This window comes from Micromonospora sp. WMMD1082, assembly GCF_029626175.1.
Lineage (GTDB): Bacteria > Actinomycetota > Actinomycetes > Mycobacteriales > Micromonosporaceae > Micromonospora.
The window spans coordinates 4,497,418-4,512,352 of record NZ_JARUBM010000002.1; the positions used below are offsets into that span (position 1 = coordinate 4,497,418).

Consider the following 14,935-nt stretch of genomic DNA (forward strand, 5'->3'; position numbering starts at 1 on the left):
CGGCGGTAACCGCCGGCACGGAGAGGGGGCGCAGTGCCGACGCACCGCAACTGGGCCGGCAACGTCGAGTACGCGGCCCGGGCGCACCACCGTCCGTCGTCACTGGACGAGCTGCGCGAGCTGGTCGCCGGCAGCGACCGGATCCGGGCGGTGGGCAGCGGGCACTCCTTCAACCGGCTCGGCGACACCACCGGCGACCTGGTCACCCTGGCCGGACTGCCCGCCACGGTGCGGCTGGACGAGCGGCGACGACAGGTCGACGTGCCGGCCGCGCTGCGCTACGGCGACCTAACGACCTGGCTGCACGAGCGGGGGTACGCGCTGGTCAGCCTCGCCTCGCTGCCGCACATCTCGGTGGCCGGCGCGGTCGCCACCGGCACCCACGGCTCGGGCGACACCATCGGCAACCTGGCCACCGCGGTCGCCGGGCTGGAGCTGGTCACCGCCGACGGTGACCTGCTCACCGTCGACCGCACCGACCCCGACTTCGCCGGGATGGTGGTCTCCTTCGGCGCGCTGGGCATCGTCACCCGCGTCACCCTGGACGTGGTGCCCACCTTCGACGTCCGCCAGTACGTCCGCCTCGACCTGCCCCGCGAGGCACTGGACGCCGCGTTCGCCTCGGCGTACAGCGTCAGTGTCTTCACCGACTGGCGCTCCACCCGCGGCACCCAGGTCTGGCGCAAGCAGCTCGCGGACCAGCCGGCGCCCCCGGCGGACTGGCTCGGCACGACGGCGGCCGACCGGCCCTGGCACCCGGTGCCGGGCATGCCGGTGGCCAACTGCACCGAGCAGCTCGGCGTGGCCGGTCCCTGGCACGAGCGGCTGCCGCACTTCCGGCTCGGCTTTACCCCCAGCAACGGCGAGGAGTTGCAGTCCGAATACCACCTGCCCCGGGCGGTGGCGGCCGACGCGCTCGCCGCGCTGGACAAGGTGGCGCACCTGATGGCCCCGGTCGCGCAGACCAGCGAGCTGCGCACGATCGCCGCCGACGAGCTGTGGCTCAGCCCGCAGTACGGCCGGGACAGCCTCGCCGTGCACTTCACCTGGATCGCCGACGCGTCGGCGGTGCTGCCGGTGGTCGCCGAGGTCGAGCGGGTGCTGGCTCCCTTCGCCCCCCGCCCGCACTGGGGCAAGGTCTTCACCTGCCCCACCGAGGCGATCGCCGCCACCTACCCCCGCTGGACCGACTTCGCGGCGCTGGTGCGTCGCCTGGATCCCACGGGCACCTTCCGCACCGAGGAGCTGGACGCCCTCTTCCCCCGCTGACGCCCCTGGCCTCCGCGATCGTGCACTTCTGGTCGCCGGAATACCGGTTTTGTGGCTTATGTCGCGACAGCAACTGCAAGATCGCCGATGGGAGTGGGGAAGGGATGGGATCGGTTAGGGGTTGGGGGCTAGCTGGTCGCGCATGCTGCCGCGCTGGACGGCGCGGCTGATGTCGCTGGGGGAGACGATGCCGACCAGGCGCCCGTCGGCGACCACCAGTGCGCGGCCGTCGGCGCAGTCGCTGAGCCGGGGCAGCAGGTCGGTGAGCGGCTCGTCGGGGGAGGCGAGCACCAGGTCGTCGGCCCGGCAGGCCACCGCCTCCAGGGTGGTGGCGCCCCGCTCGTCGGCCGGCACGCCGCGTACCCGGTCGAGGGTGACCAGGCCGACGGGCCGGCCGTCCTCGGTCAACGGCAACGCCGTGTGCCGGTACGCGAAGAGGTAGTTGTCCACGAAGTCGGCCACCGTCATCTCGCCCGAGGCGGTCTGCGGCTGCGGTGTCATCACGTCGGCGACCCGGATCCCGCGCAGCGCGCTGCCCATCCGCGCCTGCCGCTCCTCCATGGTGGCCGCGCCGATCAGGAACCAGCCGATCAGCGCCAGCCACAGCCCGCCGGCGCCGGCGCCGGTGAGGAACCGCCAGAGTCCCAGCCCGATCAGCACCACGCCGAGGATCCAACCGGCCCGGGCCGCCACCACCGAGCCGCGGGTCCGGTCGCCGGTGGCCTTCCACACCGCCGCCCGCAGCAGCCGCCCGCCGTCCAGCGGCGCCGCCGGCAGGATGTTGAAGACGGCCAGCAGCAGGTTGATGCCGCCGAGCCAGGCCATCACGCCCAGCAGCAGCCCCTGCCCACCCGCGAGGGCGAGCACCATCGCGATCGCGCCGAAGAAGGCGCCGATGATCAGGCTGACCAGCGGCCCGACCCCGGCGATGCGCAGCTCCGCGCCGGGGGTACGGGCCTCACCGCGCAGCTCGGCCACCCCGCCGAAGAGCCACAGGGTGATCCCCTCCACCCCCAGGCCGTTGCGCCTGGCCACCACCGCATGGGACACCTCGTGGGCGAGCAGGCCCAGGAAGAAGACCACCGCCGCGGTCAGACCCGCCAGCAGGTACGCGGCCACCGGCCGATCCGGGTACGACTGGGGAAACAGGTTGGCCGACAGCCCCCACCAGATCAGCGCGAAGATGACCAGGACACTCCAGTTGACCCCGACAGGAACCCCCACGATCCGGCCGAGCCGGAAACTCGCCCTCATGTCTCGGTCATACCCCCGCAGCCAGTTCCCATGCCAGGGGCGAACGTCACCCGGGGCTGGCGAGACTGCGTACCGCCTCGGCCGTCCGGGAAGGTGGGGGCGTGTCTCCATGATCGAGGCCGATGCGGTGGTGCAGGCGGCGCAGCGGGGCGGGGGACCACCAGTTGGCCCGCCCGGCGAGGCGCATGAACGCGGGCACCAGCACGCCGCGGATCAGCGTCGCGTCGACGATCACCGCCAGCGCCATGCCGATGCCGAGTTGCTGGAGGAAGACGACCTGGCCGGTGGCGTACGTGGCGAACGAGGCGGCGAGGATGGCGGCCGCCGCGGTGACCAGCGGTGCGCTGCGGGCGATGCCGAGGGGCACGGAGCCGACGGCGTCGCCGGTCCGGTCGTACTCCTCCTTGATCCGGCTGAGCAGGAAGACCTCGTAGTCCATGGAGAGCCCGTACGCGATGCAGAACATCAGGATGGGGATGCTCGGCTCGATCGATCCGGTGGGGGTGAAGCCGAGCAGGCCGGAGAGGTTGCCCTCCTGGAAGACGAAGACCAGGGCGCCGAACATGACCGACAGGCTCAGCACGTTGAGCACGGTCGCCTTCAGCGGCGCGATCACGCTGCCGGTCATCACGAACAGCACCACGAAGGTCACCAGCACGATCAGGCCGACGACGAGCGGGAGCCGGTCGACCACGCCGTCGCGGTAGTCGGTCAGCTCGGCCGGGTATCCACCGACGAACACCTCGAACGGCGCCGGCACGGCGCGCACGTCGCGGACCAGTCCGGTCGCGTCGGCCGCCAGCCGCTCGCTGGAGGGTATGATCGACAGCCACGTGCCCTCGCCGTCGTGGCGGATACCGGCGGGCGCCGGGGCCGGGGTGCCGCCGGTGTACGAGCCGGCCGCCGAGTCGACGCGGACGACCCCGTCGAGGCGGGACAGGGCGGCGGCGTACGGGGCGATCGCCGTGGCGTCGCCGGCGGGCGCGACCACCTGCACGGCGTCGGCCTCCTCCTCGGAGAAGCCGGCCCGGATCTGGTCGTACATCTGGCGTACCGGTGCCGAGGCGGGCAGCACCCGGTCGTCGGGCAGCCCGAACCGGACACCGAGGAACGGCGCGCCGAGCAGCAGCAGCACGGCGAGCGCGGTACCGCCGAACAGCAGCGGCCGGCGCGTCACCCGGGCGGCGAGGCCGTACCAGAAGGTCCCGGTCTCGGCCCGCTCGGGACCGCGCCGCTGGACGCGATGGCCGAGCAGCGCGAGCGCCGCGGGCAGGATCACCGTGGCGCCGACCACCGCGGCGAGCACGACGGCGATGCCGGCGTACGCGAACGAGCTGAGGAACGGGAAGGGGAACGCGAACAGCACCGCCAGGGAGGCGGCGACGGTGGCGCCGCTGAACAGGACGGTACGCCCGGCCGTGCGTACCGTGTGCCGTACCGCGTCGGGAACGCTCCGGTCGCGGCGCAGTTCCTCGCGGAACCGGAAGATGACGAACAGGCCGTAGTCGACCCCCAGCCCGATGCCCATCACCAGGGCGATGTTCGAGGCGAAGGTGGAGATGTCGGTGACCAGGGTGGCGGCGCGCAGCAGCGCGAGCGAGCCGAGGACGGCGAACAGACCCACGCCGAGCGTGACCAGCGCGGCGGACAGCCGCCGATAGACCAGCCACAGCAGCAGGAACACCAGCGGTACGACGATGAGTTCGGCGCGGATGAAGTCGCGGCGGGCCTGTTCCATGACGCTGCGGAACACCTCGTCGCCACCGCCGACCGTCACCTGGACGACGCCGTCGTCGCGGCTGAACCGGGGCGTGAGGCCGGGCAGCACGTTACGGCGCACCTCGTTGGCGTCGCCGGGCACCCAGGCGAGCACCATCGCCTGCCGGGCGTCTTCGCTGCGCAGGGTGTCCGGCCCGCCCCGCGACCAGTACGACCAGGCGTCGCCGACGCCGGGGTGCGCGGCCAACTCGTCGGTCAGGGCCCGGCCGGCGGCGGCCACCTCGGCGCTGTCCACCGTGCCCTGCCGGGCGGTGACCAGCAGGGCGACGTTGGCCGAGCCGGTGCCGAATCCGCTGGCGAGCAGGTCGCGGGCGTGCATGGACTCGGAGCCGGGCGCCTCGAACCGGTTGAGGGACAGCGCGTTGATCGTGCCGGCGCCGACGAAGCCGGCGAGGACGGTGCCGAGCAGGGCGATCGCGATAACCCATCCCGGTCTGCGCGCGACGAGCACGGTAGTCTCCCTGTCGACGGTTTTTGCGAGTCTTGGCTCGTGTTCGATCGCCACAATACGAGCGATCGCTCGTATATGCAAGGAGGGTGGGTGGGCCGTGCACGCGGCGGACGGTCAGCCACGGCGTCGACAGGCGCGCGGCGAACGGCGTATCGCGGAGATCCTCGATGCGGCGGCCGTCGTGTTCGGGGACGTGGGCTACGAGAAGGCGACCACCAACGCGATCGCCACGGCGGCCGGCATCTCACCGGGCTCGCTCTACCAGTTCTTCCCGAACAAGGAGGCCATCGCGCAGGCGCTGGCCGACCGGTTCGTCGAGCAGATGGGCCGGGCGCACCGGGACGCGTTCGAACGCACCAACTTCGCCACGGTGGACCTCGACGAACTGCTCGACCGGGTGATCGACCCGATCCTGGCCTTCAACCTGGCCAACCCGGGGTTCAAGGCGCTCTTCGCCCGCCCCGACATGCCGGCCGGCCTCACCGGAGCGGCGGCACCGATCCAGGCGGCGCTCCTGGGCCGGGTCGAGTCCGTACTCGCGGCTCGGGCCCCCGCCCTGCCCACGACGGACCGGACCCGCGCCGCGCGTACCCTCGTGCAGGTCTTCAAGGGCCTGTTGCCGGTGGTGCTCGGCGCGCCGGCCGGTGAGCGCGAGGTCGAGACGCGAGAGATGAAGAAGGTGCTGCGCGGCTACCTCGCCCCGATCACCGGCTGAGCTGCGGTCGGGGGTGGGGTGGGCAACTCGTCGACGACCACCACCGGCGTGCCCTCGGGCACCTCTGCCAGCAGCACGCGCTGCCCGCTGGCGGTCAGCCGGATGCAGCCGTTGGTCGTCATCTGGCCCAGCTCGCCGTCGTGGTACCAGGTGTGGATGCCGATGTGGGCACCCCGCAGGCTGGCCGGAACGGAGTCCAGGTCGTCGGGGATCGAGCCGAGGGCGTAGATGTCCACGCCGGCGTAGACGCTCTGCGGCGGCGGGGTGCGGCCCAGCACGAAGGTGCGGCCGAGCGGCGTCTCCTGGCCGCGCTGGCCCAGGCTGACCTGCCAGGATCGTTGGGCGGCGCCGTCGCGGTACCAGGTGAGCCGGTACGGAACCCGTTCCACCACGATCTGGTCGCGCAGGGCGACCGTGCGGAAGCCGCCGGGCGGCAGCCAGGCCAGCTTGCGGTTGGCCGAGGGGAGCAGTACGGCGGTCCAGCCCACCTCGGTCCGCGCGATCGGCACGGTGATCTCCACGCCGCTGATCGTGGGCATCAGGAAGGCAACCGGCTTGCCGCCGGGCCCGTCGTAGGCGGCGAGCCGGCGGGTCGGCCGCACTCCCTCGGTCAGCGGTGTGGTGTCGAGCGTGTCCGGGTCGTCGGGAAAGCCTGCCGGGGCCGGGTCATAGTCGATCTCCGGTAGGCCGTCCGGCGCAGGCGCGGCGGGCGGCACGTCCTCGGCGGGCGCGGCCCCGACGGCGGCCGTCGACGCCGTGCTCGGCGCTGTTGTCGGTGCGGCGGGGCCCTCGCCCGGCCGGGCGACCGTCGTCCCGGGCACGGGCGTCAGCGCCCACCCGGTGTACGCGGCCCCGCCCATCAGCACGGCCACCCCCACCGCAGCGGCAAACCCCCGCCGCCCCGATACCCCCACAATTCGCTCAAACCCCACCCATGCACTCTAACCACCCCACCCCCTCCCGCACCCCCAAACCCGCCACCCCCACCCTGTTGATCATGAGGTTAACGGGCGTTTTAGAGATCAAACCGGCCGCTAACCTCATGATCAACGTGGAGAAACGGGGGTGGGGTTAGGGGAGGCGGGCGGAGTGGTGGAGGGCTATGGCGTCGTGGGCGGGGATGTTGGCGGTGAACCAGCCGTTGGCGTCGACGGTGATGATCGGGCCGGTGCAGGTGCCGTTCGAGAAGGTGCCGTGGATGACGTCGCAGTAGCGGCCCGCCGGCAGGCCGGTGTGGTACGAGCGGCCGGTGATCGCGAAGTCCTCGTCGTTGATGGTGATGTAGCCCCGGCCGGTGCGGCTGAACGCGATGTGGTTGTTGCCGTTGTCGTACCAGTTGGAGACGCCGGCTCCCTCGGTGGCGTTGCGGAAGCCCACCATGTTCGCGATGACCGGCCAGCGGTGCTCGCACTCCCAACCGGAGTAGCAGGTGGTGTTCAGCGTCTTGTTGTTGCCGTCCGACGGTGGGCCGGCGTCGCGGCCGCTGAAGGTGTAGCTCGACATCACCGTCGGCGAACCGTACGGCCAGGCCAGCATGAAGGCGTTGGCCAGCGCGTAGATGCCCCGGTCGCGGTAGGTCAGCACCCCGGCGTCGTCGCGCTGGGTGTCGTGGTTGTCCACGAAGACCGATGACACCCCGCTGGGCAGGTGACCCCAGCCCTCGCCGAAGTTGCGCAGGTAGGCCAGCCGCTCGGAGCGGAAGACCCGGGCCAGGTCCTTGCCGTAGCGGAACTCGTGCACGTCGCCGTTGCCGGTGTACTCGTTCGGCGTGATCGGCTCACCGGCGCCGTAGATGACCTCCTGCACGACGTACGCCGGGCGGCTCAGCCGGCCGAGGATGTTGGCGATGTCGGCGGCCGGCATGTGCTTGCTGGCGTCCAGCCGGAAGCCGTCCACGCCGAGCGACAGCAGGTCGTTGAGGTACGCGGCGAGCCGGGAGCGGACGTAGTCCGAACCCGTCTTCAGGTCGGCGAGGTTGACCAGCTCGCAGTTCTGCACCTCGTACCGGTCGTGGTAGTTGACGATGTCGTTGTTGCCGTTGCGGCCGCAGTAGTGGAAGTCCTGCGCCTGGTAGATGCCGGGATAGACGTGGTGCTGAAAGGACGATCCGGCCCAGCCGGTGCCGCCGTTGTCCTGGCCGGACATGTGGTTGACGACCGCGTCGACGATCACCTTCACGCCGGCCGCGTGGCAGGTGTTGACCATGGACTGGAACTGGGCGCGGGTGCCCTTGCGGGACTCGATCCGGTAGCTGACCGGCTGGTACGCCACCCACCACTGGTTGCCGCGTACGTGCTCCTGTGGTGGTGAGACCTGGACGTAGCCGTAGCCCATCGGGCCGAGCGTGCTGGTGCACTCGCTGGCGACCGAGGGCCAGTTCCACTCGAAGAGGTTGGCGATAACCTTCTTGCCGCCCGCCGGGGCGGCGAGGGCGGCGTCGGCGGGGGCGACGACGGTGGGGGCGAGGAGGCCGGTGATCAGGGCGAGGGCGACGATCGCCGGGCGGAGTCGACGTCGATGCATCGGGTGCTCCTGGGGTGCCGGGGGAAGGGGGGTGGTGGTGTCACTGCCCGTATCTTGCAACCAGGGCTGAAAATTTCAGCAAGGTTACAGTCTGGTTTCATCGCCTGTCAATGCATGCGCATGGATAACTGCCGTTGACCGGTGCGGGGCCGTTACACGTGCCGGGGGGCGGCGCGGTTCGACAACTTGCGGATATTTTTTCTTCCGACACTGATCCGACCGAGGCCCCCGGCGCGTACTGGAGTGGGGAACAGGGTCGGCCGGCGGTGCGCCGCCGCGAGACGATCGAGGAGCACATGGCCCGGGCTAAGCAGAACGAGAAGGCGACTGCCGTCCGTACCAGCAGCAGCAGTCGGGGGGTCCGGGTACGGTCCCGCGCGCAGATCATGGCGCTGACCGCGTCCGGGCTCGCGGCCCTCTGGGCGCTGACCATGCTCACCGGCGCCGGCCAGAAGGCGTACGCGATGGCCTTCTTCTTCACGGAGTTCTTCGCCGGGGTGATCGCCCTGGTCGCGATGAGCCTCACCGTGATGATGGGACTGCTCGCCACCGATCGGCTGGTGCTGCTGATCCGGCACCGGGTCCTGTTGCAGTCCGCGCACCGGGCCACCGGCATCCTCGCCGTCGCCGGTCTGGGCTTCCACGTCATCACGAAGATCATGAGTGGTCGGGCGGGGGTGACCGACGTCGCCGTGCCCTTCGTCGGTGGCCGGGGCCTCTACGTCGGGCTCGGCACCATCGCCGGCCTGCTCATGGTGAGCGTGCTGTGGACCGGCATCATCCGGGCGCGCTTCGCCGACGTCGGCCCGAAGTGGCTGTGGCGCGCCCTGCACTCCACGGCGTACGCGTCCTGGCCGTTCGCCATCTTCCACGGCCTCGGCACCGGTCGCCCGCCCGCCAGCTGGGTCAGCCTCAGCTACTTCGCCTGCGTGGCGCTGGTCGTGCTGGCGCTACTCGTCCGCCTCTCGGTCACCCTGCAACGGCGCAGCCGCGAGCAGCACCAGGCCGCCGCCCTCAACGAGGCCATGACCGGCAGCAAGTCCACCCGGCGTAGCGAGGCCGACGACGGCCGCGAGAAGCGGGTCCGCCGCGACACCAGCTGGGCCGACAGCACCTCCGGCACCTGGGCCAGCCCCACCATCCGGCGCAACGACCCGGAACGGTTCACCGTCCCGATGGTCCCGGAGCCGGGCACGCTGGGCGAGCCGGTCCGGCCGGGCCGGGGCCGCCGCGACGAGGAGCTGGAGCCGGTCGGCGGGCGCCCCTCGCGCCGCGAGGAGGAGCTGGACCGGGTCGTCCGCCGCGAGACCGAGCAGTTCGAGCCGGTGGCGCGCCGCCGCGACGAGGAACCCGTCGGCCGGCGTACCTCCCGGCGGGACGAGGAACTGGAGACCGGCTGGCGCGCAGCCCCGATGGCGGAGGACCTGGAGCCTCCGGTCCGCCGGTCCCGGCGCGACGAGGAACCGAGCCGGCGCCGCTCCCGGCGCGAGGAGGAGCGCGAGCCGGTGGGCCGTCGTTCGGCCCGCCGCGACGAGGAGATGCCGGAGTACGACCGCGAGCCGCGTCGCCGCCGCCGTGACGAGGAGGAGTACGCCCCCTCCCGCCGCTCCCGGATGGAAGACGAGGCCGATGGCCGCTACTCGTCCGCGTCACGGCGTGCCGTGGAGGAGGCCGAGGAGCCCTGGGACAGCCCGCGCCGTTGGGAGTCGAGCGCCCCGATCTCCGCCGAGCCCCGCAGCGGTGGCGGGCGGCACAGCGTCGAGGACGACCGGCCCGAGGCCGAGGCCGACTACTGGCGCCCGTCGGCGCGGTACGCCCAGGAGGAGGAGGCGGCCGACGACGAGACCCCCACCCTGGTCGACCTGGCCTCCCGGCGCGCCCGCCGGGCCTCGGCGGCGGAGAGCCGTCGCCGGCGTCAGCAGGCCGACCCGGACTCGGTCGACTCGGCCTACTGGGCCGGGCTGCGGGGTGAGGCCAAGTGACGGTGCGGACAACCGTTCCACCGGTGGCCTGCGTCGGCGAGGCCCGGCTCACCGCCGGGTTCACCGAGTTCGGCCGGCTCGACCTGCGCGCCCACGAGATGGTGCACGGCCCGATCAGCCCGATGGAGCCGTCCAACCTGCTGCGACTGGCCGAGGACATCCAGCTCAAGGGCAAGGGCGGCGCCGGCTTCCCGTTCGCCAGGAAACTGCGGGCGGTGCTGGAGTCCTGCGAACGCCAGGACATGCCGCCCGTGGTGGTGGTCAACGCCACCGAGGGTGAGCCGGCCAGCTGGAAGGACAAGGTCCTGCTCACCCGGGCGCCGCACCTGATCCTCGATGGTGCTGCCCTGGCCGCCTTCGCGCTGGACGCGGAGGAGATCGTGCTCTGCGTGGCCGACGACCTGGTCGGCCGGGAGTCCCTCCTACAGGCGTTGGACGAACGCCGGATGCCGGCGCCGACCAGCGTCGTGACGGTGCCGCACCGGTTCATCAGCGGCGAGGGTGGCGCGCTGGTCAACGGGATCAACGGGCTGCCGCACATCCCGCCCGGCACCAAGAAGCGCTCCAGCGACTCCGGCGTCGGCGGGCTGCCCACCCTGCTCTCCAACGCCGAGACGTACTCGCAGGTGGCGGTGGCCGCCCGGCTCGGCCCGTACGAGTATGCGGCGCTCGGCACCGACGACGAGCCTGGCACCGTGCTGCTCAGCGTGACCGGCGCGGCGAAGCGTCACGCGGTGGTGGAATGCGCCGCCGGCACCCCGCTGCGGGAGATCCTCGAACTCTGCGAGGTGCCCGACGGTCCGGGCATCCTGATGGGCGGCTACCACGGCAAGTGGATCACCAGGGAGGCGGCGGAGAAGGCCGAGGTCTCCCGCAAGGGGCTCGCGGCGGTCGGTGGCACCCTCGGTGCCGGCATCATCGTCCCGCTCGCCAACGACACCTGCCCGCTCGGTGAGGCGGCGCAGGTGGTGCGCTACCTGTCCGGCGAGTCCGCCGGGCAGTGCGGCCCGTGCAAGCGAGGGCTGCCCGACCTGGCCCGCGCCGTCGACCTGGCGGTCTCCGGCAGCGCGCCGGTGGAGGTCGTCCGGGCCGCCGCCGGCGACGTCAAGGGCCGTGGCGCGTGCAGCCACCCCGACGGTACGTCCCGGTTCGCCCTGTCGGCGATGGAGGTCTTCGCCGACGACCTGAGGAAGCACACCACCGGCGAGGGCTGCGGCCGGCGGGTCAAGGGCATGATGGGCCTGCCCGGCGCGCCCGACGCCAACCCGCAGAAGCTGATCCTGGACTGGTCCCGCTGTGACGGGCACGGCCTCTGCGCCCACGTGGTGCCGGACTTCATCCGGCTCGACCAGAACGGATACCCCGCCTTCCCGCCCACCCCCGTGCCGACCTGGCTGCGGGAGGGCGCGGCGAAGGCGGTGAAGGTCTGCCCGGCGCTCGCGCTGCGGCTGGCCAAGGCCGAGTAAGCCGGGGAGCGACAACCGAGGAGACGCGGATGGGGTCGGCACGCACGACGAGACGGTCCACCGGTGCGCTGGCCGCCCTGCTGCTCGCCGCCGCGCTGGCCGGGTGTGGCGCGGGCGCCGAAGCGACCGGGCCGGCCGAGCTGCCGCCCACCGCGACTCCGGCGGTCGGCGCCGCCCCGCCCCCGTCGACCGGCCCGGCCAGCCCGGTGCCGGTACCGGAGACGCTCCGCTTCACCGGCCGGACCCTGGACGGTGCGGCATTCGACGCCGCCACCCTCGCCGGCCGGCCGGTGGTGCTCTGGTTCTGGGCACCGTGGTGTGCCACCTGCGCCAGCCAGGCGTGGACGGTCGCCGAGATCGCACCCGGGTTCCGGGATACCGTGCCGATCATCGGTGTCGCCGGGCTCGGTGAGCGCAAGGCGATGACCGACTTCGTCACCGAGTTCGAGCTGGGCCCGGTGCCGCAGATCGAGGACCGGGAGGGTGCGCTCTGGCGGCGCTTCGAGGTCGTCGAGCAGAGCACCTTCGTGATCATCGATCGGGACGGCCGGGTGATCCACCAGGGCTTCCTGGACGGCGAGGACCTCACCCGCCGGGTCACCGCGCTGGCCACCTGATGACGGCGCCGCTGTCGCCGTTGCCGGCCGCCTGATGGAGGCGCCGCTGCTGCTCGCGCTGACCGCGGGCATGCTCGGCGCGGTCAACCCGTGCGGCTTCGCGATGCTGCCCGCGTACCTGTCGTTGCTGGTGGCCGGCGCCACCGACACCCGAGGCGCCGTCGGGCGGGCGCTCACCGCGGCGGGTGCGCTCACCCTCGGGTACGTCCTGGTCTTCGGCGCCTTCGGGCTGGCGCTGGCGCCGATCGCCGGCTGGCTGCGCCCCCGGCTGCCCTGGTTCACCGTCGGGCTGGGGCTGCTGCTGGTGCTGCTCGGCTGCTGGCTGCTCGCCGGCCGGCGACTGCCCACCCTCCGCCCCCTGGCCCGGGCACCCCGGCTGACCCGTACCGTGCCGTCGATGGTGCTGTTCGGCATGGCCTACGCGACGGCCTCGCTGGGCTGCGCCATCGCGCCGTTCCTGGCGATCGTGGTGACCAGCCTCCAGGCCGGCTCGGCGCTGCGCGGGACGGCGCTGTTCGGCGCGTACGCCCTCGGGATGGGGTTGGTGGTCGCGGTGGCCGCGCTCGGCGTGGCGCTGGTGCGCGGCGAGGTGGTGGCCCGGCTGCGCGGCGCCGGCGCCTGGGCGCCCCGGCTCGGCGGCGCGGTGCTGCTGCTCGCCGGCGGCTACGTCGCCTGGTACGGCTGGTACGAGGCGCGGCTGGCCGCCGGGCGCCGCGACGCGCTCACCGACCCCGTGATCATCGCCGCCGCCGGCGCTCAGCGCTGGTTGGCCGACACCCTGGACAGCGCCGGCCCCACCGTGCTCGCGGTCATCCTGGCCGTCCTGCTGACCCTGGCCGCCCTGACCCGCCGGCTGAGAACCCGCGCTGACCCGGGTGGGGTCAGCGGGGGGTGAGGCGGTCGGTGCCCAGACGGTCGCGGAGCACCTCCGGCACCAGCACGGAGCCGTCGGGCTGCTGGAACTGCTCCAGGATGGCCGGGAAGAGACGGCTGGTGGCCAGGGCCGAGCCGTTGAGGGTGTGCACGAAGCGGGTCTGCTTGCCGCCCGGCTCGCGGTAGCGGATGGCCGCCCGGCGGGCCTGGTAGTCACCGCCCCAGGAGACCGACGAGACCTCCTTGTACTTGCCGGTGCTCGGCATCCAGACCTCGATGTCGAGGGTCCGGCGCATCGAGGCGCTGGAGTCGCCGGCCGCGAGCAGGCTGCGCTGGTAGTGCAGGCCGAGCGCCTCGACCAGGCTCTCCGCGTGGGTGACCATCTGCTCCAGCGCCGCGTCGGCCTGCTCGGGCAGGGTGAACTGGAAGATCTCCACCTTGTTGAACTGGTGACCCCGGACCGTGCCCCGCTCGTCGGAGTGCGAGCCGGCCGCCTCGCGCCGGTAACAGGGGGTGTACGCGAACACCCGCAGCGGCAGCTTCGCGGTCTCCAGGATCTCGTCCTGGTACGCCCCGAGGATCGCGGTCTCCGCCGTCGGCAGCAGGAACTGCCCGCGCGGGGCGGACTGGGCGTCCAGGTGGTAGACGTCGTCGTAGAACTTCGGGAACTGGCCGGCGGCGAAACCGGCGCTGTCCAGCAGCAGGTGCGGTGGGAGGAGGAACTCGTACCCGGCCTCGATGTTCCGCTCGATCAGGAAGTTGATCAGTGCCCACTCCAGCCGGGCGCCGAGGCCGGTGTACATCCAGAAGCCGGATCCGCCGAGCTTGACGCCGCGTTCGTGGTCCACCAGGCCCAGCATCCGGCTCAACTCGACGTGGTCGCGGACCTTCTCGATGGCCGGCGGCGCGCCGAAGGTCTTCACCACCCGGTTGGCCTCCTTGCCGCCGGGCACCACGTCGTCGGCGGGCAGGTTGGGCAGCTCGCTCATGGTGGTCCGCAGCCGGGCCTGCACCTCGCCGAGCTCGGCCTCCAGCTCGGCGATCTGCTTACGGCCGCTCTCGCTGCTCACCTCCGGCTCGACGCCGGCCCGCTTCGCCTGCGCGTACGCCCGGGCCTCGGCCTTGCGGCGCTGGCGCTCCCCGTCGATCTCACTGATCAGCCGACGACGCTCCCGGTCGAGCTGCTGGATCTCGTCCAGCGCCCGGTCGACCTCGGCGGCGTCCAGCCGCTTCGCCAGCGCGGTCGCCACCGCGTCGCGATCCTTCCGGATCAACTCCATGTCGAGCATGCTGCTCCGTACGCCTCCGTCCGGGCTGGGGTGGACCTCAAGATGCTACCGCCGCGCCCGGTGCGCCCCGCCCGGCGTACCCCGGTGGCAATCCGCCGGACGACAAATCCACAAGACGTGTGCCGGCTGCCGTTCGGTCAGTGGGTTTCTGCCTGTAGCCGTACGAATTCGGTGCTGGATTTGAGATCGGGCCGCATAGCGAACGCGTAGCCGACGCATTGGCCGCGTGACCATACTGGTCCTCGCAATGGGCGCGGCGTGGGAATCCCACGCCGCAATTGGCCCTCGTGGATCACAGAAGGGACTGGTATGGCCGACAACAACACCCTGGACGCCCAGGCCGAGTATTTCCTCGACCTGGACGACCTCGACCTCGCCGGGGTTGACGTGGACGTCTGGGACAAGACCGCGGGCGGCACCACCGCGGCGTGCGTCATCCGGACGATCACGGTCGTCACCCGGGCTGTCTGCGGCTCGATCGACTGCAGCGCGCCGCCCCCCGGTGGCTCCTACTAATCCCGTCAGGTTGGTATAGGACCGGTGAATCAGCTCAGCCCTCCTGTGCTGTGGCTGCGGAACGGTCCCGAGGAGGTCCAGAGCCTGGTCGCAGGCCTGGACCTCGTTCGGGCCGCCGCCCACGAGGATGCCAGTCACGCGTGGCTCTGCATGATCGCGAACGGGACCGCGCACTACCTGTCCACGTACGCACCGACGGAG

At 72.2% G+C, this 14,935-nt stretch carries 12 protein-coding genes; 7 read left to right on the forward strand and 5 right to left on the reverse strand.

Annotated features, from left to right (window positions below; genetic code table 11):
• The first annotated feature begins 33 nt into the window (after positions 1–33).
• Positions 34–1,269: a D-arabinono-1,4-lactone oxidase gene (locus O7615_RS20850; RefSeq protein ID WP_278179460.1), complete on the forward strand. Its 1,236-nt coding sequence runs from the start codon at positions 34–36 to the stop codon at positions 1,267–1,269.
• A gap of 114 nt (positions 1,270–1,383) precedes the next feature.
• Here O7615_RS20850 and O7615_RS20855 read toward each other — a convergent pair whose 3' ends face one another.
• Positions 1,384–2,523 carry a site-2 protease family protein gene (locus O7615_RS20855; protein ID WP_278179462.1) on the reverse strand — a complete coding sequence of 380 codons (1,140 nt, stop codon included), beginning with the start codon at positions 2,521–2,523 and terminating at the stop codon, positions 1,384–1,386.
• A 46-nt stretch (positions 2,524–2,569) separates the two neighbouring features.
• Positions 2,570–4,753, reverse strand: a complete 2,184-nt coding sequence (locus tag O7615_RS20860; RefSeq protein WP_278179463.1) for an MMPL family transporter — start codon at positions 4,751–4,753, stop codon at positions 2,570–2,572.
• A gap of 97 nt (positions 4,754–4,850) precedes the next feature.
• Between O7615_RS20860 and O7615_RS20865 the strand changes: the two genes are divergently transcribed.
• Positions 4,851–5,468 carry a TetR/AcrR family transcriptional regulator gene (locus O7615_RS20865; RefSeq protein ID WP_278179464.1) on the forward strand — a complete coding sequence of 206 codons (618 nt, stop codon included), beginning with the start codon at positions 4,851–4,853 and terminating at the stop codon, positions 5,466–5,468.
• Here the strand turns inward: O7615_RS20865 and O7615_RS20870 are convergent.
• Together O7615_RS20870 and O7615_RS20875 are read right to left on the reverse strand one after the other, a co-directional pair.
• Complete coding sequence (locus O7615_RS20870) at positions 5,444–6,400, reverse strand: L,D-transpeptidase family protein (protein ID WP_278179465.1); 957 nt, start codon at positions 6,398–6,400, stop codon at positions 5,444–5,446. The genes O7615_RS20865 and O7615_RS20870 overlap by 25 nt on opposite strands.
• Before the next feature lie 139 nt (positions 6,401–6,539).
• Complete coding sequence (locus tag O7615_RS20875; RefSeq protein ID WP_278179467.1) at positions 6,540–7,991, reverse strand: alpha-amylase family protein; 1,452 nt, start codon at positions 7,989–7,991, stop codon at positions 6,540–6,542.
• A 266-nt stretch (positions 7,992–8,257) separates the two neighbouring features.
• Between O7615_RS20875 and O7615_RS20880 the strand changes: the two genes are divergently transcribed.
• Genes O7615_RS20880 through O7615_RS20895 form a run of 4 tightly spaced genes read left to right on the forward strand, consistent with a single transcriptional unit; the run spans position 8,258 to position 12,951 of the window.
• Positions 8,258–9,973: a hypothetical protein gene (locus tag O7615_RS20880; protein WP_278179468.1), complete on the forward strand. Its 1,716-nt coding sequence runs from the start codon at positions 8,258–8,260 to the stop codon at positions 9,971–9,973.
• Positions 9,970–11,439, forward strand: coding sequence for an NADH-quinone oxidoreductase subunit NuoF family protein (locus tag O7615_RS20885; RefSeq protein WP_278179469.1), 1,470 nt, complete (start codon positions 9,970–9,972; stop codon positions 11,437–11,439). Before O7615_RS20880 ends, O7615_RS20885 begins: the two co-directional genes overlap by 4 nt.
• Before the next feature lie 29 nt (positions 11,440–11,468).
• Complete coding sequence (locus O7615_RS20890; RefSeq protein ID WP_278179471.1) at positions 11,469–12,056, forward strand: redoxin family protein; 588 nt, start codon at positions 11,469–11,471, stop codon at positions 12,054–12,056.
• 34 nt (positions 12,057–12,090) lie between these two features.
• The gene (locus O7615_RS20895) at positions 12,091–12,951 is read left to right on the forward strand and encodes a cytochrome c biogenesis protein CcdA (protein WP_278179472.1); all 861 of its coding nucleotides are present in this window, start codon (positions 12,091–12,093) and stop codon (positions 12,949–12,951) included.
• Here O7615_RS20895 and serS read toward each other — a convergent pair.
• Positions 12,938–14,218: a serine--tRNA ligase gene (gene serS / locus O7615_RS20900; protein WP_278179474.1), complete on the reverse strand. Its 1,281-nt coding sequence runs from the start codon at positions 14,216–14,218 to the stop codon at positions 12,938–12,940. The two genes, O7615_RS20895 and serS, sit on opposite strands and share 14 nt — an antisense overlap.
• 309 nt (positions 14,219–14,527) lie before the next feature.
• Here serS and O7615_RS20905 point away from each other — a divergent pair, with 309 nt between their 5' ends.
• Positions 14,528–14,734, forward strand: a complete 207-nt coding sequence (locus O7615_RS20905; protein ID WP_278179475.1) for a hypothetical protein — start codon at positions 14,528–14,530, stop codon at positions 14,732–14,734.
• The last annotated feature ends 201 nt before the right edge of the window (positions 14,735–14,935 follow it).